The 25,715-nt window shown below is 67.5% G+C and carries 11 protein-coding genes; 9 read left to right on the top strand and 2 right to left on the bottom strand.

The annotated features are described in order from the left end of the window. Positions 1 to 65: 65 nt before the first annotated feature. Both mmsA and mmsB read left to right on the top strand, forming a co-directional pair. Positions 66 to 1,595, top strand: a complete 1,530-nt coding sequence (gene mmsA / locus FHG54_RS15370) for a multiple monosaccharide ABC transporter ATP-binding protein (protein ID WP_139418044.1) — start codon at positions 66 to 68, stop codon at positions 1,593 to 1,595. A 24-nt stretch (positions 1,596 to 1,619) separates the two neighbouring features. Further along, positions 1,620 to 2,873: a multiple monosaccharide ABC transporter permease gene (gene mmsB / locus FHG54_RS15365; protein WP_139418043.1), complete on the top strand. Its 1,254-nt coding sequence runs from the start codon at positions 1,620 to 1,622 to the stop codon at positions 2,871 to 2,873. Between the two features lie 384 nt (positions 2,874 to 3,257). Here mmsB and FHG54_RS15355 read toward each other — a convergent pair whose 3' ends face one another. Next, complete coding sequence (locus FHG54_RS15355; RefSeq protein ID WP_168197206.1) at positions 3,258 to 6,707, bottom strand: family 43 glycosylhydrolase; 3,450 nt, start codon at positions 6,705 to 6,707, stop codon at positions 3,258 to 3,260. A gap of 167 nt (positions 6,708 to 6,874) precedes the next feature. Here FHG54_RS15355 and FHG54_RS15350 point away from each other — a divergent pair, with 167 nt between their 5' ends. Continuing rightward, complete coding sequence (locus FHG54_RS15350) at positions 6,875 to 10,381, top strand: LamG-like jellyroll fold domain-containing protein (RefSeq protein WP_168197205.1); 3,507 nt, start codon at positions 6,875 to 6,877, stop codon at positions 10,379 to 10,381. A 143-nt stretch (positions 10,382 to 10,524) separates the two neighbouring features. After that, entirely contained in the window at positions 10,525 to 13,851 is a 3,327-nt protein-coding gene (locus FHG54_RS15345) for a family 43 glycosylhydrolase (protein WP_168197204.1), read from the top strand. 76 nt (positions 13,852 to 13,927) lie between these two features. Here FHG54_RS15345 and FHG54_RS15340 read toward each other — a convergent pair whose 3' ends face one another. Further along, positions 13,928 to 16,612: a LamG-like jellyroll fold domain-containing protein gene (locus FHG54_RS15340; protein WP_168197203.1), complete on the bottom strand. Its 2,685-nt coding sequence runs from the start codon at positions 16,610 to 16,612 to the stop codon at positions 13,928 to 13,930. Positions 16,613 to 16,955: 343 nt separating this feature from the next. Here FHG54_RS15340 and FHG54_RS15335 point away from each other — a divergent pair, with 343 nt between their 5' ends. From FHG54_RS15335 to FHG54_RS15315, 5 genes are all read left to right on the top strand, one after another. Then, positions 16,956 to 21,176, top strand: a complete 4,221-nt coding sequence (locus tag FHG54_RS15335; RefSeq protein WP_139418037.1) for a beta-L-arabinofuranosidase domain-containing protein — start codon at positions 16,956 to 16,958, stop codon at positions 21,174 to 21,176. Positions 21,177 to 21,464: 288 nt separating this feature from the next. After that, positions 21,465 to 22,106, top strand: coding sequence for a hypothetical protein (locus tag FHG54_RS15330; RefSeq protein WP_139418036.1), 642 nt, complete (start codon positions 21,465 to 21,467; stop codon positions 22,104 to 22,106). A gap of 76 nt (positions 22,107 to 22,182) precedes the next feature. Beyond that, entirely contained in the window at positions 22,183 to 23,259 is a 1,077-nt protein-coding gene (locus FHG54_RS15325) for a WxL protein peptidoglycan domain-containing protein (RefSeq protein ID WP_232331512.1), read from the top strand. 183 nt (positions 23,260 to 23,442) lie between these two features. Then, entirely contained in the window at positions 23,443 to 24,465 is a 1,023-nt protein-coding gene (locus FHG54_RS15320; protein WP_139418035.1) for a LacI family DNA-binding transcriptional regulator, read from the top strand. Positions 24,466 to 24,682: 217 nt separating this feature from the next. Continuing rightward, positions 24,683 to 25,678: an ABC transporter substrate-binding protein gene (locus FHG54_RS15315; RefSeq protein WP_139418034.1), complete on the top strand. Its 996-nt coding sequence runs from the start codon at positions 24,683 to 24,685 to the stop codon at positions 25,676 to 25,678. Positions 25,679 to 25,715 lie beyond the last annotated feature (37 nt).

Raw genomic sequence — 25,715 nt, 5'->3', positions numbered from 1 at the left:
CTCAGGTCCCGGCCCGGGGCATCCGTCACCGGCCGCCCCCACCCGGCAATGAAGCAGGAGCAAGGATGACCACTGACATTCTCGAGATGCGCGGCATCACGAAGACGTTCCCGGGCGTGAAGGCCCTCGCGAACGTCAATCTCACCGTCGAGCGCGGTGAGGTGCACGCGATCTGCGGCGAGAACGGCGCCGGCAAGTCGACCCTCATGAAGGTGCTCTCGGGCGTCTACCCGCACGGCACCTACGACGGCGATATCGTCTTCGAGAACGAGACGGTCGAGTTCCGCGACCTCACCGACAGTGAGGCCAAGGGCATCGTCATCATCCACCAGGAACTCGCGTTGAGCCCGTACCTCTCGATCGCCGAGAACATCTTCCTCAACAATGAGCAGAAGGGTCGCGGCGGCCTGATCGACTGGAACAAGACGAACTTCGAGGCATCCAAGCTGCTCGCCCGCGTGGGTCTCCGTGAGAACCCCACGACGAAGATCATGGACATCGGCGTCGGCAAGCAGCAGCTCGTCGAGATCGCCAAGGCGCTCTCGAAGCAAGTGAAGCTGCTGATCCTCGACGAGCCGACGGCCGCCCTCAACGACGAGGACTCCGATCACCTGCTGGACCTGATCCTGCACCTCAAGGGCCAGGGCATCACGTCGATCATCATCAGCCACAAGCTCAACGAGATCAAGAAGGTCGCCGACTCCGTCACGGTCATCCGCGACGGCAAGACCATCGAGACGATCGCGAAGAACGACGTCACCGAAGACCGCATCATCAAGGACATGGTCGGCCGAGACCTCGAGCATCGCTACCCCGACCACACGCCCCACATCGGCGAAGAGCTGTTGCGCGTCGAGGACTGGACAGCGCACCACCCGCAGGACACGTCGCGAGTGGTCGTCGACAAGGTCAACCTCAACGTGCGCGCCGGGGAGATCGTCGGCATCGCGGGGCTCATGGGTGCCGGGCGCACGGAGTTCGCGATGAGCCTGTTCGGGCAGTCGTACGGTTCGAAGATCTCGGGCCGCGTGTTCCTTCGCGGCGCCGAGATCAAGACGCGCACGGTCGCCGAGGCGATCGATCACGGCATCGCGTACGCGACCGAGGACCGCAAGACGTACGGGCTGAACCTCATCGAGGACATCAAGCGCAATATCTCGATGGCATCGCTGAAGAAGCTCGAGAGGTTCGGCCTCGTGCACGACAACGAGGAGTTCAAGGTCGCCAACGAGTACCGCACGTCGATGAACATCAAGGCGCCGAGCGTGCTCGTGAAGACCGGCAAGCTCTCGGGCGGCAACCAGCAGAAGGTCGTGCTCTCGAAGTGGATCTACGCAGACCCTGACGTGCTCATCCTCGACGAACCCACCCGCGGCATCGACGTGGGCGCGAAGTACGAGATCTACTCGATCATCAATCGCCTCGCAGCACAGGGCAAGGGCATCATCGTGATCTCGTCGGAGCTGCCCGAGCTTCTCGGCATCTGCGACCGCGTCTACGCGCTCTCCGAGGGCCGCATCACGGGCGAGCTCCCGATCGCCGAGGCGACCCCCGAGGCGATGCTCAAGCTCATGACCATGGAAAAGCCCCGCTAGCGCGCGGACCACCAGGAGAACCCCATGTCGAATCAGACACCAACCCAGACTCCGCCCTCCGGCGACTCGCAGGCCGTCGGCGCCACGGTCAACCCGGTGCGGAACAAGTTCACCGACCGGCTCAGCCACATGCTCTCCGACCTCGGCAGGAACGGCATCTTCATCGCGCTCCTCGTGGTGGTCGTGCTGTTCTCGATCCTCACCGACGGTATTCTGCTGCGACCGCAGAACATCTCGAACCTCATCGTGCAGAACGGCTACATCCTCGTGCTGGCGATCGGCATGGTGATGCTCATCATCGCCGGCCACATCGACCTGTCGGTCGGTTCTGTCGCCGCATTCGTCGGCGCCTGTTCCGGTGTCTTCGCCGTGCAGATGGGGCTGCCGTGGTGGTTGTCGGTCATCCTCTCGCTCGGCGTCGGCGCACTCGTCGGCGTATGGCAGGGCTTCTGGATCGCGTTCGTCGGCATACCGTCATTCATCGTGACCCTCGCGGGCATGCTCATCTTCCGCGGCCTTGCGCTCGTCGTGCTCGGCAACGCGAACATCGGCTCGTTCCCCGCAGAGTACCGGGCACTCGGCAACGGGTTCGTCACCGACGTCTTCGGAGAGTTCGAGGTCGATCCGCTCACGCTCGGAATCGGGGCGCTCGCGATCGTCATCCTCATCGTGCAGCAGGTGCGTGGCCGCCGCGGTCGCCAGAAGTACGGCCAGGACGTCGAGCCGATGCCGTGGTTCATCACGAAGCTCGTGCTCGTCTCGGCGGCGATCGGCTTCTTCGCCTACTCGCTCGCGTCGTACAAGGGCATCCCGATCACGCTCATCATCCTGGCGGTGCTCGTGCTCGTGTACGGCGTCGTGATGAACCGCACCGTGTTCGGCCGCCACATCTACGCGATCGGCGGCAACCGCCACGCGGCCGAGCTCTCGGGCGTCAAGACGCGTCGCCTCGACTTCTGGCTCTTCGTCAACATGGGCGTGCTGGCAGCGCTCGCCGGCCTCATCTTCACCGCGCGGCTGAACCTCGCCGGTCCGAAGGCCGGTGACGGCTTCGAGCTCGAGGCGATCTCGGCGGCATTCATCGGCGGCGCGGCGGTGCAGGGCGGCGTCGGCACGATCGGCGGCGCGATCATCGGTGGTCTGATCATCGGTGTGCTGAACAACGGCATGTCGATCATGGGCATCGGCATCGAGTGGCAGCAGGCCGTGAAGGGTCTCGTGCTGCTGCTCGCCGTCGCCTTCGACGTGTACAACAAGCGTCGCTCCGGCGGCCAGTAGCAAGTCGGCGACGAACGGCGGATGCTGCGGCATCCGCCGTTCGTCGTGTCAGGATGCCGCGGCATCCGTCTGCGCACCGGTAGAACGCTCCAGCATCTGGAGAATGTAGGACGAAGCCGCCTTGGTAGGACGAGCACAGCGCCTGCCGTCCTACAACTCCTCCTTCGTCCTACGATCCGCAGATGGGGATGGGGATGGGGATGGGGATGGGGATGCAGATGGGGATGGGGATGGGGATGGGGATGCAGATGGGGATGCGGATGCGGATGGGATGCGGATGGGGATGCAGATGCAGATGGGGATGGGAACGCGAATGCGCCGCAGGGATGACCCCGGCGGCGCATTCGGCTGCTCCTCAGACCGCGTCGACGGTCAGACGCGATCTCAGTCGCACGTCGCGCCCGCGTAGGCGATCTCGTGCACGTCGGTCACGGGTTCGCCGCCGACCGTCGCTTCGGCCGTCACGGTGACCGAACCTCCGTCGATCGACGTGGCGCGGGTGGTGAAGGCCTGCGACACGCGCTTTCCGGATGCCAGCGCCGACACGGTCTTCGAACCGTACGGCGAGGCCGTCGAGACCTTGACCGGGAATCCCTCGTCGTTGGTGATCGAAACGGTCTGCACGACCTTGCCGGCGACGCACCGGTCGCTGACGACCGCCGAGACATCCAGCGACTCATCGGGCTCGCCGACGACCGTCACCTGCACGGTCACCGTGCGATTCTCGGGCGCCAGTTCCTCCTCACGGGTCTGGTTGAGCACCGCCGAGCCGTCGGCCGCGAAGTGGACCGACTTGACCCTGGCGTGCCGGCTCGGGTCGTTCAGGCCGCCGTCGGCGCCAGGTGCCCACTCCGAGAACGGGGGGCGGGCGTGGTACACGATGACGGGGTTGCCGTCGGCGTCGAGCGTGAACGAGTTGTGGCCGGGTCCCTGCTGTTGCCCGCCGAAGTCGTCGGACGTCAGCAGCGGGTATCCCGTCTTCGTCCACGTCGCGGCATCCATCAGGTCGCCATCGAGGGGTGCTCGCAGCATCCCGATCGAGTACGTCTCGTTGACCTCCGAAGCCGAGAAGAACACGAACACCTCGTCGTCGCTCTTGATGACCGCCGGGCCCTCGTTGATCACCTGGCTGGCGGTGCGCTCCCATGCGTAGTTCGGGGTCGACAGCTGGATGGACTTCGAGATCAACCGGCTCGGGTCGGTCGGGTCGATCTCCGCCATGCGCAGATCGGAGCTGCCCGGCTTCTCGGCCCACACCATGTAGTGCTTGCCGTTCGCCTCGAAGTACGTCATGTCGAGCGAGAAGTTCGCGAAGGCGGCCGAGTCGCCCGGCGCGGCCTCGACGTAACCGAGCTCCTCCCAGTTCGACGCGACCATCGGGTCGCTGTCGCCCGGTGCTCGCATGATCGCCGGCCGGATGTCCCAGACGCTCCCGCTGCGGCTCGAGGTGAAGAGGATGTACCAGTCCCCGTTGATCCGATGGAACTCGGGAGCCCAGAAGTACCGGTACGCGCCCTGCGCGATCGTCGACCCGTTGGACGTGTCGGGGGCGGCCGAGTTGCGAGACCAGAGCAGCACCTGCTCCTGCGCCGAGGTCAGTCCGTTGATCGAATCCGCGCGGCGAAGCACGATGCGGTCGTAGCCGACGCCCGGGTTCGCCTGTGTGGTCGGGTACGAACCGGTGAGGTAGTACTCGGCCTCGCCCGTGCGCGCGTCATCGCGGAACACCCACGGGTCCGCACGCTCGGGCACGAGGATTCCCTTCTCGTCTCCGTACACCGGCTGGTTCACCGTGCCGGTCACCTCGTAGGTGCCCGGCGTCGACAGGTCGACGGCACTCGTGTCCCACTCGACGCCGAGCTGCTTCGACGAGCCGTCGGAGTAGCCGAGCGCGACCCGCTCGGGCAGCTCGAGCTGCCCGTCGACGGGAACCTCGACGTCGTCACCCGCGTCCACCGAGGTGTTCACGATGCGGCCGAGTGAGCGCTGCAGGCCGGCGAGCTCGTCGGCCGTGACACGAAATGCGGATGCCTCGATCGCACCGCTCGGCAGGCCCGTCACGCTCGGCACGGCGGGCGGCACTACGGCGACCGGAGCACTGAAGGTCGAGAAGTCGGTCGTGGTGACCTCGTATGCATTGCCGGCAGGCGTGCGCAGCACGACGCGGTAGGCACGGATGCCGTTGTCGTACGTCACGTCCGCGCGGGAGACGATGATGCCCTCGGCGTTCGTGAGCGCCCACTGCTGTTCGCTGAAGGTCACCAGGTCGTCGGAGCGGTAGACGAAGATCCGTCCGTTGGAGGCGTTGTCCGTTGCGACCATGCCGTAGCTGCCGTCGGGATGACGGAACAGCGTCGGGTTGGCGAAGCGCGACGTGCCCGTGCCGTACGTCGGGTAGAGCACCCCCTTGTTGTTGTTGAGGGCGACGAGCGGGTCGCCGTCGGCAGCGGCCGCGAGGTGCAGCACTTCGGTCTTCGCGGTGTCACCGGTGTGCACGTACGAGACGAGCTGGCCGGCGTCCTGGCCGAGCGCTCGGACGGCGAAGGTGCGCGTGGCGGTGCGACCGTCGCGAGTGAACGTCGCGGTCAGCTCGACGTCGGTGTCGGCGACTGGGCGTGTCACCGCGCCATCCGTGCCGATGACGTCGGCATGCGACGACGACCACGAGACCGCGATGTCGTCGAGTGCGCCTGTGAGCGCGATGTCGCCCGTCACGACCTCGATTCCGAGGTCGAATGCGGCGGCCGCGCGCTCGAGGTCGCGCTGGGCGTCGACCGCCGGAACGGTCACCTCGTACCTGCGCGTGACGGACTCGCCGCCGAGGGCGAAGGTCGCCGTGAGCGTGACGACCGCGTCGTCTTGACCCTGCCCTGGGCGCGTCACACCGCCGTCGGTGCCGATGACGGACGGCTGCGACGACTCCCACGCGATGCTCGAGTGGTTCGCGCCGGCGAGCGGCAGCTCGAGATCGGCGATCGCCTCGCCGGGCAGCGTGATCGCGTCGGCATCCGTGTTCAGGGCCTCGAGCGTCTGCTCGGGTGAGACCCGATCGCTCCGGTGGTAGAGCTCGGAGACCTGGGCAGGGGTGTAGGCGGAGGCCGAGACGATGACGTCGTCGACGCTGCCCTTGTAGGAGATGTCGGGGTAGGTCGAGCGGCCGATGTAGCCGACGAGGCCGGTGCCGAACTGTGAGACGGTGCGGGTCGTCGCCACCTCGCCCACGAGGGTGCCGTTGTGGTAACCGGAGATCGACGTCGGCGTGATGACGGTCGTGTACATCCCCCACTCGGTGCCGGTGACCGGCCCGGCCACGCCCTGTGCGGAGTTCGTCGGCGAGATGCCGTACTCGGTGCTCCAGGGAGCGCTCGGTGCGTTGCCGTTCGTGATCACCGACTTGAACCGGCCCGCGGGATTCTTCGGGTTGAGGAGCCAGTACTGCGCCGGGGTGGTGCCGGTGCCGGAGCCGAAGAACATGGCCGCGTAGTTGCCGGCCGCGGTCTCGTTGCGCAGCCAGGTGGAGATCGTGAGCGTGTCCTCGCCGTCGAAGATCCCGGCGGGCAGGCGCACGTATCCGGCGCCGCTGTTCGATGCGCCGCCCGGCAGGGTCAGCTCGCCGTCGACGACACTCGCCCCGGTGCCCACGATCGCTGCGTCGTTCCCGTTGCCCGAGACATCCGTCACTGCACCCGACTGGCTGAAGTCGTAGTGCAGCACGAGGTTCGGATCCTCCGGAACCGGATCCGCGTACGCTGTCGTCGGCGCGAGCAGACCCGCCGCGAGTGCTGCGATCGCAGCCCCCGCCAGTCCGCCTCGCCGCCATGACGTCTTCGTCATATCAACCCTCTCCATTGCGGCTTGCGCCCACGCGGAAGCGCGCGGGCGACGAGCGTCAATGTACAGCGTTAGCGCTCACATTGGAAGTGGTGGATGGAATTCCGATAGCGCTAACATGAACGACGACACCGGCCGGCACCGATCGGCCCCGCTTGATGGAGAGTGGAATGCGCGAATCATCCCCGACTCGAACAGCCTCGCTGGCGCTCGCCGCGATCAGCGCGATGGTCCTCGGGCTGGGGGTGAGCGGCGCCGGCGCTGCGGTTCCCGAACCCGGGCTCGTGGCGGAGTACGTCTTCGACGAGTCCGGCGGCACTTCGGTGCCGAACAGCGCGCCCGGCGGGCAGTTCGGGTCTGCAACCGTGCGTAACGTGCAGGCATCCGACTGGACCGGCACCTCGCTGACATTGCGCGGCGGGGCCATGACCTCGACCGGAAACTGGGTGGAACTTCCCGATGCGATTCTCGCCGGAGCGGAGTCCGCCACGGTCGTGGCCGAGGTGAAGGCGTCGAGCGCGATGCTGAACGGGTTCCACTTCCTCTGGAACATCGGAAACGAGTCGGCCGCGACCGAATACTTCTTCGCGTCGCTGAACTGCGCATCGGGCCGGTCTCCGCTCGTCGGCATCAAGGCCGGTGGCGTCGAGCAGCTGATGCAGGCGAGCTCGTGCGGCGTCATGGCCGATCAGTGGGTGAACGTCGTCTCGGTCGTCGACGGAGCGACCGGCACGGCATCGCTGTACCTCGACGGCGTGCCGGCCGGCTCCGGCCCGGTCGGGTCAACGCCGGCAGACGTGATCGACCAGTCGCTGAACACCATCGGCCGGGCACCGTGGCCCGACCCGTTGTTCCAGGGCGCGATCTCGGCGTTCCGCGTGTACGACCGCGCGTTGACGGCCGAAGAGATCGCCGACGTGTCCGCCGCGGACGCCCAGGTCCACGCCGATGAATTGCGAGCGCGGGCCCAGGCGATCCTCGACGAGCTCGGGCTGGCCGATCTGGATACCGACACGCATGTCGACCTGCCGACCGCCGGCGGCCGGGTGATCTGGACGTCGAGCGATCCCACTGTCGTCGCCGCCGACGGTACGGTCGTTCCGCCGCTCACCGGTGAACCCGCGGAGCAGGTTCAATTGACCGCGGCCGCCGCGGTGCGGGGCTTCAGCTCGAGCCAGACCATCACGGTGACCGTGCTGCCCTCCTCGGAAACCGCCGATGAACGCGCGCAACGCCTCGCCGAGCGCTTCGTCATCCAGCCGGTGGTCGAGTCGGGCGCTGCGCTTCCGCCCGCGCCCGACGGCACCACCGTCAGCGTCACAGCGGTGAGCGGTGCCGAGGTCGTGGACGGCACCATCTTCTCGTCATCGACGACCGCGATCGATGCCGCGATCGAGGTGCGTGTCACCGACACGTCGACCGACGTCGCAGTGCTGCGCGCCTTCGACGTGCGCGTTCTGCCGAGCGAGACCACGTCGCAACTCCTCGCCTACCACCGCACGCCCACTTCCGCGGCCGAGGCGAACAATGCGGATGCCGCGCTCAGTATGCACCTCGCGCTCGATGGCGCCGACGGGTGGACCCCGCTCAACGAGAACTACGGCATCTTCTTCGCGCAGACCTCCGAGCCGGTGCCGGCGGCGGGCACGAATGACGGGATTCTCCGAAGTCTGCGCGACCCGCACGTGTTCGCGCTCGCCGACGGCGGGTACGGCGTCGTCGCCACCCGCACCGCGCGCGGCGGCGGATCCGACGGAACGCAGGCGTCGAGCGTGCTGTACGCGCGCAGCGACGATCTGCGCACGTACCAGGAGATCGGGCTCGTCGACCTCGGTGTCACCAGCGGCGTGAATGAGCCAGCCGCCGTCTACGACTCGGCATCTGGCCGGTACATGGTCACGTGGACCTCGGATGCCGGTGCGCCCATGTACACGACCTTCGCTGACCTCGCCGACGACTCGACCCGCACCGACGCGCAGCGCGGCGCGGTCGCGGCGACCGCCGGAAGCGAGGATGCAGGCGTCGACGACTACGGCAGCGGCAACGCGCTGGCCGTCTCGAACGAGGTCGCCGGCGCGCTGCAGGTGCGATTCGGCCGCATCGTCAACACCGGCGTCGCCGCACTCGACGACGTCAGCGTCGAAGCGGGCTCCGCGCTCGAGGTCGAGGCCCTGCCCGAGCGGGCGGAACTGGCCTACAACGACGGATCGACCGCGACACGCGCGATCGAGTGGAGCGCCGAGTCGCTGGCGGACGTCGACACGTCGACGCCGGGTGCCTACGAGGTGACCGGCCAGATCAAAGCACCCGAGTACGCCACCCCGTTCGCCGACGAGCGCGCCGACCCGTCGATCTTCCGCTTCGACTGGAACGGGCAGACGAGGTTCCTGATGATCGCGACGGAGGACCTGAACCTCAACCCGGTCGATCCGGCGAACGGCGCGCACATGCCGATGCGCATCGCCGACAACATCGAAGACCTGTCGGATGAGGCGATCGCCGCCGGCCGCAACGTCGAGGTCGACCTGCTGGTCGCGGGCGACACCGACGCCGACGGCGGCGTGATGACGGGCTGCTTCTGGGCGCCGGAGTTCCATGTGATCGACGGCGTGCTGTCGATCATGTTCATGCCCTGCTACAACGGCTCGAACGGCCGGCCCGACATGTGGACGGGGCGCGCGAGCATCATCCAGCTGCAACAGAACGCGCAGGGCGACGACCTCGACCCTGCGGTGCCGTCGAACTGGTCGAAGGCCGAGAAGGTGCTGCGCGCCGACGGGTCGACCTTGAACCCCATCCAGCAGATCTCGCTCGACATGACCTACTTCGTCGACTCGGGCCAGGCGTACTACTCCTGGCAGATGCTGGGCGCGATCTTCATCGCGAAGGTGGACCCGCAGAACCCCACGCGACTCACGTCGGACCCGGTGCGCATCGCGGTGCCCGAGTACGCGTGGGACAACACCATCGCCGAAGGGCCGAACGTGCATGTACGTGACGGCGTGCTGCACCTGATCTACTCCGGCTCGACCGTCGGCGACACGTACACCACGGGTCTGGTGACGGCGACCGCGGGCGAGGGCGTCGACCTGACCGACCCCGCTGTCTGGACGAAGCTGAACTACCCGATCCAGAAGTCGGGGCTCTTCAACGGCGACTGGCAGCTCGGCACCGGCCACGGTATGTGGTCGCACGACGAAGACGACAACCTGCTCTACGTCTTCCATGCCCGCACCGACGACAACGGACTCACGGGTCGCGATACGTTCGTGCGCCGCGTGCACTGGGCGGCCGACGGCCTGCCGGTGTTCGACATGGAGGCCGACGAAGAGATCGCGCCCGACAACCGCACGGTGTCGGTCACCGTCACCGTGACTCCGGATGAGTCGCTGGAAGTCTCGGCCGTCGTGGCGTCCCGCTGCGTGGCCGGCAAGGTCGTGCAGACGGTCAGGGTGACGAACGGTGAGGACGTGCCGATGTCGGTGACGAGCACCTCGCCGTACGGCACCAGAACGACGGCATCGGTCGCGGCAGGCAAGAGCGTGTCGCACGCGCTCAGCAGCCGTCGGCCCGCCATCGGCGCCGGGACCGTCGAGGTGTCGGCTCAGGCCACGATCGACGGCGAGCCAGTCACGTCGACGCGGAACGTGGAGTTCGCGGCGGCGAGCTGCGGATGACGCATCCGATCGTGTCGGCATCGCATCCCGCGGTCGTGTGCGGCTGAGCGCAGACGCCCAACAGAAAGAGAAGCGCAATGTATCGAAAAGACAGAGTGGTCGCGCAGGCTCCGCACGCCGCACGGAGATCGCGGTGGACGAAGATGCTCTCCGGTGCCCTGGGCTTCGCCCTGATCGCGGGTCTGGCCGGTCCCGTGGCGGCCGGCGCTGCCGAGCCGGCATCGCTGCTGGCGTCGTACGACTTCTCCGAGACGAGCGGCACCGTGCTGCACGACGTCTCCGGCGCCGGTCGCGACGGCACCGTCGTGGGCGGCGCGGCGTGGCGCGGCGGCACCATGCAGTTCAACGGCGCGAACCATGTGCAACTGCCCGACAACCTGCTGTCCGGGCAGAGCGCGGCGACGATCGTCATCGAGACCAGCCCCGTCGCGCTGACGGGCGCGAAATTCCTGTGGAACATCGGCGGTTCGGGCGACTCGTCGACCGGCCAGTTCTTCCTCCAGCCCGTGGCCCCGCGCGTGGCGATCTCGAAGACCAACTGGTCCGGCGAGCAGTCGGTCACCTCGGCGACCAGGCTCGCCGACGGCAGATGGCAGTCGGTTGCGGCCACGATCGCGAAGAATGCCGACGGCACCACCTCGACCCTGCGGCTGTACATCGATGGCGCCCAGGTCGCCCAGAAGATCGACTCGACGGTGAATCTGAGCGATCTGACCACCCACACGATGAACTTCATCGGCAGGAGCGCCTACGCGGGCGACTCCCGCTACCAGGGCGGCGTCTCGTCGTTCCGGGTCTACAACGAGGCTCTCTCGGCGCAGGACATCGCCGCGGCGTCCGACAGCGACGCCACGGCCGTGGCGGCCGAGGTCGTGGCGGGCATCGACCTGGCCGCGCTCAACGCGCAGAACCTCGATGCGGTCGAGACCGACCTCGTGCTGCCGACCGACGGCGGCGTGAGCTGGACCTCGTCGCCGTCGGGCATCGTCGAAGCCGATGGCAAGGTCACCCGACCGGCCACCTCGACCGCCGTGACCCTGACCGCGGCTTCGAGCGTGCGCGGCAAGAGCGCGACGAAGGACTTCACGGTCACGGTCGTGCCGACGCCGAGTCGCGCCGAGCAGGCAGCCAAGGCCGCCGCAGCCCTGCTGCTGCCGTCGGTCCTCGAGGAGGGCTACGTCCTCCCGGCCACCGCGCAGGGCCTGCCGGTCGTCTGGTCGCACGTGTCCGGGGCCGGCTCCGTCTCCGGCGGCACGATCGCCTCTGCCCCGGACGACGGGCTCGCGGCGGCGACCCTCCGGGCCGTCGTCGGCGCCGGAACGGATGCCGCGACCACCGACATCGAGGTGCGCATCGCCGAGGCCGGCGCCTCGAGACTGGCCGCGTACACCACGTCGAAGAACACCCGAGGCGGAGATGACCCCGAGGTCACCCGCGCCGGGCACCTCGCACTCAGCTCCGACGGCACCTCGTACACCGCGCTGAACTCCGGCGCCGGGGTCGTCTTCCCCACGGTCACCGGCATGACCGAGCAGGTCAACGGCACCAAGCGCTACCTCGCCGGCCCGTACCTGTTCCGTCTGCAGGGCGACGAGGGCTTCGGTCTGATCGCACGCCGCACCACTGCGTCCGGCGCCGCGGAGACGGCCGGTGCAGTCGTCTTCACGTCACCGGACCTGGTGAACTGGACCGAGATCGGCCTGCTGCCCCTTCCGGCCCAGGGCGCGACCAGTGCAGTGTCGGCCGAGTGGGATTCCCGGATCGACGCCTACCGCGTGGTGTGGACCAGCCCGGCCGGCTCGGCACTGACCGGAAGCACGACGGAGTTCCAGACGCTGAACGTGCTCGGCGCCGGGCAGCAGCCCAGCGGCCGGTCGGGCAGCATCGATGTGGCATATGCCGAGACTGCGACGATCGTTCCGGTCACGGCAGCTGAGGCTGGTTCGGCCGAGCAGTTGCTCGGCCGCGTGCACAACACCGGTCTGCAGGCGCCCGACGACATCACGCTCGCCGCCGGTGGCGAGCTCGAGCTTCCCGAGAAGGTCACCGCCGACTACTCCGACGGCGGCACCCACGACTTCCGGGTGGACTGGGACGCCTCGGCGGTCGATACCGCCACGCCCGGGGAGTACACCGTGACGGGCACTCTCCAGCGCACCGAGACGATCTTCCCGCTGATCGCGCGCCGCGCCGACCCGCATGTGCTGCGGTACACGCTACCGAGCGGCGAGAAGACGTGGCTGTTCATCGCCACCGACGACAACGGGCAGGACGAGTTCTTCATCAGACAAGCTGACACGATCGCGGGGATCGCGAGTGCCCCGGACAACCGGATCCTCGGTTTCGGACTCTCTGGAACCGCGACGAACGCGCAGCTGTGGGCACCGGAACTGCACCTCGTCGACGGCGACTTGTACATCCTGTTCGCCGCGAACGCCGACAGCGTCAACGCCTGGAACGGCGTGCAGTCCTACACGATGCGCCTGAAGCCGGGTGGCAACCCGATCGTGCGCGCCGACTGGGAGGCTCCGCAGCGTGTGGTCGACGCGGCGGGCCGGCCGCTGACGTCGTACGGCACCGGAATCACCCTCGACATGACGCACTTCGAGGACGACGGCACCGACTACGTCGTGTGGTCCGAGCGGAACGTCCCCTCGAGCGGCAACGGTCCGGCCGTGCTGAAGATCGCGAAGGTCGCACCGTCGAAGACCGGAGCGTGGCAGCTGATCGGCGACCGTTCGACGATCGCGTTCCCGGACCGCGGCTGGTCGGCCAACACCTCCGAGGTGGTGGAGGGCCCCTTCGTGATCAAGCGCAACGGCAAGATCATGATCACCTTCTCCGGCTCGAACATCGACTGGACCTATGCCGTCGGCCTCGCGACCGCGGCGTCCGGTGCCGATCTGCTCGACCCGGCGACCTGGGCGATCCGCGACTATCCCATCTGGCACTACGAGGGAGCGTTCACCGACAACTGGGGTCCGGGCCACAACTCGTACACGTACGACGACGACGGAAATCTGCTGAACATCTTCCACGCGAAACTCACCCAGAACGGCACCCGCGACGCCGGCGCCAGGATGGTGTACTTCCGCCAGGACGACAGCCCTGTCCTCGACATGACGGATGCCGAGTGGCTCGCGCCGTCGAACCGCACGGTGACGGCGACGGTGACGGTCACCGGCTCCGCCGGGCCCGAAGTGACGGCTACGGTGGCGAGCCGCTGCGTCGCGGGGAAGGTCGTGCAGGTGCTGACCGTGACGAACGCCGACGACGTGCCGGTGACCGTCACCGCGATGGGGGCATACGGTGCGAAGACGTTCGCCGCGCTCGCACCGGGCAAGAGCGCTTCGGCCTCGTTCACCACCCGCCTCGCCGCGGTCCCCGCCGGGACGATCGGGGTCAACGCGACCGTCGAGTCCGTGACAGCCGAGCAGCAGATCGCGTATCCGATCCTCACCTGCGGGTGAGCTGAACCGGCCGCTGGCCGTCATGCGAAGCGCCCCACCGGTGAAACACCCGGCGGGGCGCTCGAGCGGGGCGGGATCAGCCGCAGGTTGCCGCCGCAGAGGTGGCGGATGCCTCGGTGCTGTCGTCACCCGCGGTGACGGTCACATCGACCGTTCCCTCGGCGATAGAGGTCTGCCTCGTCGTGAATGCCGCCGACGTGCTCTTGCCTGGCTGGATCGCCGTCATGGTCTTGGAACCGTAGGCCGTGTCGACCACGGCACGCACGGCGGCGTCGTGCTCGTTCTCCGTGCGCACGGTCAGCACGACCTTGCCGGCGACGCACCGGGTGTCGGCCGTGACCGACACGGGCAGCGACGGCTCTCCCGGCGTGACGACCACCTCGGCAGTCACAGTGATCGCTGTCGAGCTGTACTGCTGCTTGCCCGGTGCATCCCAGGCCGTTGATCCGCCTGTGCCGACCCACTGGTTGAGGTTCGCGCCGATGGTGCGCACGGTGCCGGTCACCTCGTAGGTGCCGGGATCGTCGGTCGCGACATCCGACAGCTCCCAGTCCACCGGCTGGGTCGCGGTGCCGCGATCGTACGCGAGCGTCACCTCGGCCGAGTCGGGCAGCGCGTCGCGCACCGCCGACTCGTCGGCACCGGCCGGCACCTCGACGGAACCGAGGTCGTCCGCCACGGCGCCCGTCGCATCTGAGGCCCGCACGGTGTCGTACTGGTCGCGGGTGAGTCCGACGATGCCGCCGTGCTTGGTGCTCGGCGCCATGGCGAAGTCGCTGCTCTCCAGCTGCGACCACCCGGTGTCGAGATCGGTGGTCTGCATGGGGCGGTAGCCGGTCGACGGGATCACGTCGACGTAGAGGTACCACGCGTCCTCTTCGTGTACCTTGAACGCCGCCGGGCCCTCGACGCCGCCGGCGTTGCCGCCCGCCCACTCGGCACCGATGCGCGCCTGGACCTGCGTCCACGCGGCCGCGGGCTCCCACCAGCGGGCGGCAGGCGACGACTCCATGTAGATGCCCTTGCCCTGCGAGTTGTCCTTCGTGACGCGATAGGTCGTACCCTCGTTCTGCACGATCGTGGTGTCGATCGTGTTGCCGCCGGCGTCGATGAACACCCCGCCGTACTCGTACGTCTCCTGCGTGAAGTCGGTCGTCGCACCCCACAGGATGCGCGAGTACGTCGCGCCGGAGTGCTGCGCGTCGTCGTACACGTTCGACGACCAGTACAGAACGAACGCGCCGCGACCGTCTTCGTGGTAGTCGTCGACCCAGGTCGCCTCCGGTGCCCACGCCATGCCGAGCTCGACGAGCTCGGTGCCATCCACCGACGTCGCGACGTCGAACTGGCGCAGTTCGCTCCAGCTGACGAGGTCTTTCGACTCCCAGACGTTCAGCTTCGTGCTGCCCTGCGAGCTCCAGTGGCACCAGTCGAGGCATCCGTCTGCGCCGCGGTCGCCGCCGAAGACCCGCAGGTCGGTGGCGATGATGTAGTAGGTCTCGGTCTCGGGGTTGTAGCTCAGGTGGGGGTCGCGAATGCCGGTGGTGCCGAGATCCGATGCGAGGATCGGCTCGCCGCCGTTCAGCGGGTCCCACTGCTCGGGGTTGTTTCCGCGCGACACGTCGAGATAGATCTTCTCGGCGTAGCCGGCGGAGTCCTCGATGAAGTGCACCATGGCGTATCCGTAGGGGTCGCCGGCCTCGGCCTGCGGCTGCACGGTGACGGCCACCTCGCGCGAGGCGCTGGCACCGCGCACGGATGCGGTCGCGGTGAGCGTCGTCGAGATCGGCTCGGCACCGGGGGCGGGTTGTTCGGCCATCACGGTGCGGCCGTCGTCACCGATGACCAGGGCCGGGTCGTCGGAGGCCCACGTCACCTTCTCGCCGTAGTCGGGCAGTCTGGTCACGGTGTCGTCGATGGTCACCGGCTCGACGGAGTCGAGGATGGCAGCAGCGGCCTGCTCGTGGGATTCCGTGTGGATCGCCGCGTCGGCGACCGAGACGTCGTCGACCTCAGCGGCGGTGAGGGCGCGGTCATAGACGCGGAAGGTCGAGACCTCGCCCGTGTAGAGCGGGTCGGGGTAGGGCCCGCGGCCGATCGCGTTCAGGCTCTGGTCGGTGATGGATGCGGGCGTGAGCGTCGTCGGCGTGGAGGCCACCTCGACGCCGTCGACATAGAAGGTGATGCGCCCGGCCGCTGCGTCGATCACCGAAGTGAGGCTGTACCAGCGGTCGGCGCTGAGCGCCGTACCGGAGCGCGCGTTGACCTCGCCGCCGCCGCCCGAGGTCGTGATCGCGGTGCGCGGGTTGTCGCGCACGGAGGCGAAGTAGTACTGGCTCGTCGAGTCGCTGCCGATGTTCCAGAGGAAGTTCCAGTTGTTCTTCATCGAGGCGTCGAGCTTCGCCTCGATCGTGACGGTCGCAGAGGTCGCACCGCCGAGGATGCCGTCAGGCAGGCGTACCCAGTTGCCGGCGCCGTTCTTCGCCCCGCCGGTCAGCTCGAGCGACGAACCGGTCCAGTGGGCATCGGAGCCGTTGACGACTGTGGCCGGGCCAGGGGCGGCGCCGGTCGCGGAGTTCGGGACGCTGATGCCGGTCGTCTGCCCGAAGTCATACGCGGCCACGAGCCCGTCGGCCGGCGGGGTCGGCTCCGCCGCGGCCACGGGGTGTGCCGGAACGATGGCGGTGAGCACGAGCGCCGCGCCGATGGCAGAGGCGAACCCGCCGCGGAGGCCGCGGGTGCGACGGTTCCTGCGGGGCATCTGATGATGGGGCATCTGGTGAGCAGTGGAATCCACTCCAGCTCCTTTGCTGAGGCGCGGCCGGATGGCAGGACGCCGCGGTGGCGTGCACGCGACAGCATGTTAGCGCTCACTATTTCGAATGGGCAAGCACTTCGGTCGATTGGATCCGGAGATGTCGTCGATGGAGGCGGTTTGCGACGAAACCCTTGACTCCTGACGAGGATTGCTCCAAGAATGGACGAGCTCAATCTGATAGCGGTAACAGAATCGGCGTATGAGTGAAACCACATGACGTATGAGTGAAACCACATGACGACGTCGACGTGACGAAGATCACCTGAGCAAAGGGGCCCACGGAGCAATGGCGAAGAAGCGATTGATCGAACTCATGATGGCGATCATGGCCGACGCGAGGATCCGAAGAGATCGGCATCCCATGCAGAGCATCCGCAGTGCGGTGGCGTTCGGTACGGCGGCGGCGCTCGCCGCCGGTGCCCTCGCGATCGGTGTTCCGGCGGCGGCCGTGGCTGCGCCGCTGTCGATCGATGAGGCGAAGGTGCTGGACCTGAGCTTCGACGGCAACCTCTCGGATGCGGGGCCGAACGCGGCATCCGTCACGATGCAGAAGGGCGGCGAAGCCTACGGAGCCGGCATCGACGGCGAGGCCTTCGACTTCGACGGGACGAACGCCGTCCGGCTCGGCACCGACGCCGCTCTGCAGCCCGCCGACCTGACCGTGTCGTTCTGGTACAAGCCGCACGGGGCGATGACCGGCGAGCAGGTCTTCGCGTGGAGCAAGCTGGCCTACAACTCGGCCGGCTGGTACCTCACCTCCGAGAGCGATGCCTCTCCGCTCGTCCTGTCTGTCGGGCCCGCGACGGGGCAGCCGTACAAGGTGGCCGTCGACACCGCCCGCGCGGGGTTCTTCCCGGCCGGGCAGTGGACGCACGTCGTGGTGACCTTCGACAAGGCCACGAAGAAGGTCGACTTCTATCGCAACGGTGTGCGCCAGGTCGCCACCGTGAAGAACCCGGCGACGGGCACGGCAACGGGAGTGATCGAATCCGAGAGCACGACCGTCAAGACCCTCGGCTACAACGGCCCGCTGTACGACGGTGCGCACGTCAGAGGACTGCTCGACGATTACGAGCTCTACAGGGCCGTCGCGACGATCGACGATGTGGTCGAGCTCACCAAGCGGAACGACCCGTCGTTCGCCCCCGAGGCCGTGGCCCTGGCTGCGCTCGAGGCGCTGTCGATCCCTTCGAGCGCAACCACTGCATTCCAACTGCCGACCGAGACCGCGAACGGCACGCACGTCGACTGGTCGTCGTCGCACCCCGACATCATCTCCGTCGACGACGGGCAGGCGGCCGTGACGCGCCCGGAGTCCGCTGCGGCCGCGGTCACGCTCACCGCGACGGCCGCGTACGGCGGAAGCGAGCCTGTGTCGAAGACCTTCGAGATCACCGTGCCGCGGAGCGGAGCGTCGACGTCGATCTCCCTCGAGGAGACGGAGTTGAGCGAGGTCCTCCTCGCGGACCCGTACCTGGTCAACAGCAACCAGAAGATGATCGAGTACCTCCTGAGTCTCGACCCCGAACGGTTCCTGTACGCCTTCGCCACCGAGGCGGGTCTGCCGACGAGCGCCGAGCCGTACGGCGGTTGGGAGCGCACGAGCGGAACGAGATTCCAGGGCCACTTCTTCGGGCACTACATCTCCGCGCTGTCGCAGGCGTACGCCACGACGACGGATGAGCCGACGAAGGCCGCGCTCCTTGCGAAGCTCACGACGGCGGTCGACGGACTCGACCGTGCGCAAGACGCCTACGCGGTGAAGGATCCGGCCAACGCCGGATATGTCTCACCTTTCTCGGTGAGCCTGCTCCCGAGCGGCGGTAGCGGCCTGCTCGTGCCGTTCTACAACCTCCACAAGGTACTCGCCGGTCTGCTCGATGCCCATCAGCAGGCTCCGGCCGAGGTCTCGGCGAAGGCGCTCGAGGTCGCCGATGGATTCGGCACCTGGGTCCACGACTGGGCGGGTCGGCAGGCGAACCCCGCGAGCATCCTCAACACCGAGTACGGCGGCATGAACGAGGCGCTGTACGAGCTTTACAGCATCACCGAGGATCCGGTGCACAAGGGCGCAGCCGAGTACTTCGACGAGGTGTCGCTGTTCGAGCAACTCGCGGCCGGCGACGACGTCTTGAACGGCAAGCACGCCAACACGACGATCCCGAAGCTCATCGGCGCGCTCAAACGGTACACGGTCTTCACCGAGAACCCCGACCTCTTCGAGACGCTCACCGAGGCAGAGAAGGCGAAACTCGGGATGTACCGCGATGCCGCCGAGAACTTCTGGCAGATGGTCGTCGATGACCACTCCTATGCCAACGGCGGCAACAGCCACTCCGAGCACTTCCACGAACCGGGCACGCTGTACGAGCACGCCACGAACGGCACGACCTCGGGATACGGCGAGAACTCGACGTCGGAGGGCTGCAACGAATACAACATGCTGAAGCTCTCGCGGGCGCTGTTCCAGGTCGACCCCGACGTGAAGTATGCCGACTTCTACGAATCCACCTACATCAATACGATCCTCGCGTCACAGAACCCGGAGACCGGCATGATGACGTACTTCCAGCCGATGACCGCGGGCTACGCGAAGGTGTTCGGGCGTCCCTTCGACGAGTTCTGGTGCGACCACGGCACCGCCACTGAGAGTTTCACGAAGCTCGGCGATTCGTTCTACTTCACGAAGGACCGGGCGGTCTACGTCAACCAGTTCCGGTCGTCGGAGCTGACGTCGAGTGAGCACAACCTGAGGCTCGTGCAGGTCGCCGACGTGCCCGCCGACGACACCGTGACCCTCACGGTCGAGGCACTCGACGGCGGGGCACTCGCTGATGGAACGTCGTTGCGGCTGCGCATTCCGAACTGGGTGGCGGAGACGCCGACGCTCACGGTGAACGGCGAGACGTCGGATGTCGCGTCCCTCCAGTCCGACGGCTATATCGACCTGCCGGTCGCCGCGGGTGACGAGATCACGTACGTGCTGACCGCAGAGGTCGTCGTCGACGACGACACCGAGAACCCGAACTGGGTCGCGTTCAAGTACGGTCCGGTGCTGCTGGCAACGGAGCTCAACCGCACGAATGTCGACGCGACGTACGTGGCCGGTGTGCTCGTGCGCATGAGCGTCGCCGACAAGTCCGTCAGCAACAGCGTCGTGGTCGACGACGCTGTGAGCTGGAAGGCCGACATCGGCGCCAATCTCGTTCGGGTGGCGGACGGTGAGAACGCCAACGGGCTCGAGACGATGCGGTTCAAGCTCCAAGGCGCTGACCCTGCATCCGCCGCACTGACGTTCGAGCCGTACTACAGCCTCTACGGTGCCCGCTATGCCATCTACATGAACCTGACTGAACCGGACTCGGAAGAGGCGCAGCAGCTGATCCTGAAGGGCAAAGAGCAACTGCGCATCGCCGAGACCACGATCGATTCGCTCACGTCGTTCGACAACAACAACAGCGAGGCCGACAAGAACTACGCATACAACAAGTCGTCGGTCGGTGTGCACCTGGGGGAGGGATACCGCGACGGGCAGAGGGCTGCGGATGCGTACTTCCAGTACGAGATGATCGTCGATCCGGCAGCGACCGAGAACTTCCTCGGCGCGCGCTACTTCGGCGGCGACAACGGCCGGACGTTCGACGTCTTCGTGAACGATGTGCTGCTGAAGCACGAGCGCATCACCGGCGCGGCAGGCGCTTCGAGCTGGTACGTGCAGTACGACCGGATCCCGGCGTCGGTCCTGGCAGGCATTCCCGCGGCCGACAGCTACAAGCGCGACCAGAACGGCGAGTACGTTCTGGACGACGACGGTGAGAGGATCCCGGTCGTCACCGTGCGATTCCAGGGCAATGGCACGAGCTACGTCGGAGGCGTCTACGGGGTCTACACGACGACGAAGACGACGTATGGGACGGACGCCGATCTGACGAAGTTGTCGTTCACAGACGGACAGCTGTCGCCGCAACTGACCGACGACACGTATGCGTACATCGCCACGGTGCCCGCCGACGCGACGGCGGCGACGTTCGATGCCGATCCGGCAGTGCCGAGCGGTCTCGTCTACGCGGATGATGTGCTGATCGACGACACGCTGCCCAGAACGATCGCCCTCGCCGAAGGCGACGAGCCGACGGTGCTGACGCTGCGATCGGCCGCGCAGGATCACACGACCACAGTGACGTATCGCATCGAGATCGTGCGCGCCGACGTCGCAACGCTCGACGTGTCGGCGGTCGCGGCCGTTCGATGCGTGGCGGGCAGGGCGGTGGTCACGACGACCGTCTCGAATGTCGACGACGTGACGGTGGACTTCGCCGTAGACGGCCAGTTCGGGAGTCGGAACGTCACGGCGCTCGCTGCGGGGAAGAGTTCGTCGCAGGCATTCATGACGAGGCTCGCGTCGATCGATGCGGGATCGGTCTCGGTCGCGGCCGGTGCCACGGTCGACGGGGCGCCCGTGACTCGCACGCTCACGGTCGAGTACCCGGCCGTCACCTGCGACTGAGACTCTTGTTTCCGCTAACAGTGCGCGCTAACATGAACTCGAGCCAGTCGATCCACCATGGGATCCAGAGCAAAGGTGCCAACATGCTCACGATGTCCAACCGCCCGCTGCGGCCGCGATCCGCGGCGCGGGCGACGGTGGCCGATACCTCACCCCGCGCCGCACGGCAGTGGGAGTGGATGCCAGGAACAGTCGCCTTCGGCTGAACTCGGCGAGACCCGACGATCGGATGGTCCGGTCGCTCGCAGTCGGTTCGGACATCGCGCCGGCCGGGAATGGAGACATGGAATGAACACGAAGGGATTGCTCGCCCGCACCGCAGCCGGTGCGTTGGGCGGGATGCTCCTCATCGGCGCAGCGGGAGCCGCGATCGCCGACGAGATCGACGGCTCGGATGTCACGGTCGACGTGCAGATCGACGCGCTGCCGCCCGTGGGCGCGCTGACGATGAGCGTCGCCGAGAACACCACGAGTCTGACCGAGGGCGCCAGCACCGACCCCGAGCTCCGTCAGTTCAACGGCGTGCTGCCGACCGTGACCGTCACCGACGATCGTGAGGACGTGCCGTCGGGTGTGTATTGGTACGTGACCGGCCAGTCGTCGGCGTTCAGTGCCTCCGGCGTGCCCGACATCGGTGCCGACAAGCTCGGCTGGGTGCCTCGGTTGCTGACCGAGGGCAACGGCGAAGTCGCTCCTGGTGACGAGGTCGTCACCTCGCTCGACGAGCCGACGCAGGGCTCGGGCGATTCGGCGAACAACGTCGGTCTCGTCGGCGAGGAGTTGCTCGCGCTCGCGCTCGATTCGAGCGAGGCGCACGCCGTCGGCGAGTGGCAGGCCGACGCCGACCTGTTCCTGAAGACTCCGAAGGACGTCGCCCCCGGTGCGTACTCGGCTACGCTGACCCTCACGCTGTGGGAAGACGCGTACTGATCGGCCGGCAGCTGATTCTCTGTTGAAACGGGTCGGGGCCGTGTAGGCGGCCCCGACCCCGACGTCTGGACCCACCGTGCTTCACCTGCTTTCTCGCCCGCGCGCATCCCTGCGCGCACTCCTGGCGCTGGCGCTCATGTGCGGGCTCGCGCTCGCCGTCATGACGTCGTCGCCGGCGCGAGCCGCCGAGGATCCCGCTGAGCCTCCCGCCGTTCGGTGGTCGGTCACGCCTGCCGACGCCTCCGGCCCCGACGGGCGAACGCTGGTCGAGCACAGCCTCGACCCCGGCGAGCGCATCGAAGAGCACTTCGCGGTGCGAAACGTCAGCGACGAATCCGTCACCTTCAGCCTCACCGCGGCAGACGGCTTCTACACGCGCACGGGCAGATTCGACATCCTGCCCGCCGATCAGAAGTCGGTGGCGGCGGGAACCTGGATCAGCCTTCCCGAGGACGTCACGGTCGGTGCAGGTGAGACCGTGGTGATCCCGTTCACCATCGAGGTTCCGGAACAGGCTGAACCAGGTGACCATGCGGCCGGGATCACGGCCTCCGTATTGTCGCGGCAGTCGGCCGAGGACGGCACGAGCCTCGGCGTCGACAGCCGGGTGGGCTTCCGCGTGCTGACCCGTGTGACCGGTGAGTTGACGCCCGCCGCCACCGTGCAGACGATCGAATCCGGCTACACGCTCTCATGGAACCCGCTGCGCCCCGGAGAGATGACCGTCTCGTTCGACGTCGTCAACGAGGGCAACACGCGCCTCCTCGCCGAGGGCATCGTCGAAGCCGGCGGACGACGAGCGGGATTCCCGGCGGAACAGGAGATTCGACAGGAACTGCTGCCCGGCGACACGCGGACGCTCACCGCGGTCGTCGACGACGTCTGGCCGCTGTTCCTCGTGCCCGTGACCGTCACGCTCGACGCGACCGTCGTGACGATGGACGGTGAGACCTCGGCGCTCGAGCCCCATTCGACACAGGTGATGGTCTGGGCTGTTCCGTGGCCCCAGCTCATCGTCATCATCGGCATCGCGCTGTTGCTCGGTGCCGTGATCTGGGGGCGTCTGCGATCGCGCCGCCGGTTCGATGCGGCGCTCGCCGAGGCACGAGAGGAAGGTCGCCGGACGGCGAACTCGTCGGCGGACGAGCGCTGATGGCCGGTTCCGTGCCGCGCACCGGGCGCGTCGTGCCGGTGGCGCCCTGTCTGCGTGTCTCCCGTCGGTCGTCGCCGTACGATGTGAGAATCGGTTCCCGAAGGGACCGCGCCGACGTACAGGACATGTCGGCCCCCCGCGGAGAGATGCCGGCGGCCACGAGATCGAACGAGGTGAGCGGCAATGTCTGATCAGGCGACGCGCAATGGGCGGCAGCGGCCGAGCATCTACGACGTGGCCAAGGTCGCGGGCGTCTCGCACATGACGGTGTCACGCGTGCTGAACGGGCATCCGAACATTCGAGAGTCGACGCGGGAACGCGTCCTCCACGCGATCGACGAGATGAACTACACCCCGAGCTCGATCGCACGCGCCCTGGCGACACGCCGGGCGATGCGGATCGGCGTGGTGGTCGACAGCCCCGTGCAGTACGGGCCGAACAGCACGCTGCGCGCGCTCGAGAGCGCGGCGCGGGAGGCCGGCTACGCCATCAGCGCGTACTCGGTCTCAGACGAGGAGGGCCAGCAGATCGACGCCGGTGTCGTCGAGCTCGTCACGCAGGGTGTCGACGCCCTCTGCGTGATCGCTCCTCGCGAATCGTCGCTCGACCTGCTCCGGCAGCAGAGCGGCGGCCTTCCGACCCTCGTGATCAAGTCCGAACCCCACCCCGAGATGCACACCGCAGGGGTCGACCAGCGCGACGGTGCGATCATGGCGGTCTCCCATCTCATCGAACTCGGCCACCGGTCCATCGCCCATCTCGCGGGTCCGCTCGACTGGTTCGACGCTCGGGCACGAGCGCAGGGCTGGCGCGAAGCCCTGGCGGCCGCAGGGCTGCCCGAAGCGAGTCTCGTGGTCGGCGACTGGACGTCCGACTGCGGCTACGACTTCGGCACGTCCTTCGACTTCGCCGAGACGACGGCCGTCTTCGCCTCGAACGACCAGATGGCGCTCGGCCTCGTGCACGGGCTCGCAGATCGCGGGCTCCGCGTTCCCGAAGACGTGAGCGTCGTCGGGTTCGACGATCTCCCGGACGCCCGGCACTTCCTGCCGCCGCTCACGACGGTGAAGCAGGATTTCGCCGCGCTCGGCGCTCTCGCCTTGCGTTCGATCATCGCCGCGATCGAGGGCGAGTCGACCGAAGAGCACGAATTGATCGAGCCGAGCCTCGTCGTGCGGGCCTCGAGCGCCGCGCCGCGCCGCTGAATCGGACCAGGTTCAGCGGTACATTCTGCGAGCTTGAGGGAGGCCTCGGCGAGCAATAATTGTGCGCGGTAACAGAATTGCAACGAATCTAGCTCTCGAGCTTGCCAAACCAATTGTTAGCGCGCACAATTGATCGCACACACCCGAGAGTGTCTGACGAACAGGCACGCGGACTTCCTCTTCGATCGTCAGGTCGAAGAGTCTCAAGGAGGAGAACATGGCACACAAGAAGCGGATGCTCGGACTGCTCGGCTTCGTCGGTGCGGGGGCGCTCGCCCTCGGACTCGCCGGCTGCGCGAGCGGCGACGGCGGCGAGGCGGCGGCAGGCGAAGGCGAGCTCATCTCGGTCGGCTTCGTCGCGGTCGGCCCCGAGGGCGGCTGGCGCGAGGCCAACGAGACGAACATCCAGGACACGTTCACCGAGGACGCGGGCTTCGACCTGAAGTACGCCCCGGCGACGAACCTCGACCAGAAGTCGCAGATCGACGCGTTCACGTCGTTCGTCGACGAGGGGGTCGACGTGATCCTCCTCTCCGCCACCGAGGCTTCGGGCTGGGAGGACTCCCTCGCCCGTGCTCAGGAGGCGGAGATCCCCGTGGTCCTGCTCGACCGCGGCATCGAACCCGACGACCCCAGCCTCTACGTCACCCGCATCGCGCCCGACAACCTCGTCGTGGCCGAGGCAGTGGGCGACTGGGCCGTTTCGGCGTTCCCCGAAGGCGCGAACTACGTGGTGCTCGAGGGGCCGGCCGGCGTCGGCGTCGTCAACGAGCGCAACGAGGGCTGGGACACCGCAGTCGAGGGCTCGAATCTGGTGAAAGTCGACGCACAGACCGCGAACTGGTCGGCCGAAGAGGGCAAGAGCGTCATGGAGACGCTCCTGAAGGCCAACAACAACGACATCCAGCTCGTCTTCGCACAGAACGACGAGATGGGCCTCGGCGCGGCGCAGGCCGTCGAGGAGGCAGGCCTCACTCCGGGCGTCGACGTGAAGATCGCGACCATCGACGGCACGCTCGCCGCGATGGAGGCGCTCGCCGCCGGCACGCTCAGCTTCGTGCACGAGTACAACCCGCTCTTCGGTGAGACCGCGATCGACGTCGTCGAGAAGGCACTCGCCGGCGAGAGCGTCGAGTCGTACATCATCGTGCCGAGCGAGGCGTTCGACTCGCCCGAGGCGGCTCAGGCCGCGCTGCCCGACCGCAAGTTCTGATCCACGCCGCGGGTCTCGTGCCCGCGAGCCCCCAACG

Origin of the sequence: Agromyces laixinhei (assembly GCF_006337065.1) — a bacterium.
In the GTDB taxonomy this organism is placed as follows: domain Bacteria; phylum Actinomycetota; class Actinomycetes; order Actinomycetales; family Microbacteriaceae; genus Agromyces; species Agromyces laixinhei.
Note: the sequence above shows the minus strand (reverse complement) of the source record. Positions and strands in the feature narration are given on the sequence as shown.

Coding starts and splice junctions, on each gene's coding strand:
- FHG54_RS15330 (WP_139418036.1), top strand. CDS start 21,465: ATGAACACGAAGGGATTGCTCGCCCGCACCGCAGCCGGTGCGTTGGGC.
- FHG54_RS15320 (WP_139418035.1), top strand. CDS start 23,443: ATGTCTGATCAGGCGACGCGCAATGGGCGGCAGCGGCCGAGCATCTAC.
- FHG54_RS15350 (WP_168197205.1), top strand. CDS start 6,875: ATGCGCGAATCATCCCCGACTCGAACAGCCTCGCTGGCGCTCGCCGCG.
- FHG54_RS15335 (WP_139418037.1), top strand. CDS start 16,956: ATGGCGAAGAAGCGATTGATCGAACTCATGATGGCGATCATGGCCGAC.
- FHG54_RS15345 (WP_168197204.1), top strand. CDS start 10,525: ATGCTCTCCGGTGCCCTGGGCTTCGCCCTGATCGCGGGTCTGGCCGGT.
- FHG54_RS15340 (WP_168197203.1), bottom strand. CDS start 16,612: ATGCCCCGCAGGAACCGTCGCACCCGCGGCCTCCGCGGCGGGTTCGCC.
- mmsA (WP_139418044.1), top strand. CDS start 66: ATGACCACTGACATTCTCGAGATGCGCGGCATCACGAAGACGTTCCCG.
- FHG54_RS15315 (WP_139418034.1), top strand. CDS start 24,683: ATGGCACACAAGAAGCGGATGCTCGGACTGCTCGGCTTCGTCGGTGCG.
- mmsB (WP_139418043.1), top strand. CDS start 1,620: ATGTCGAATCAGACACCAACCCAGACTCCGCCCTCCGGCGACTCGCAG.
- FHG54_RS15355 (WP_168197206.1), bottom strand. CDS start 6,707: ATGACGAAGACGTCATGGCGGCGAGGCGGACTGGCGGGGGCTGCGATC.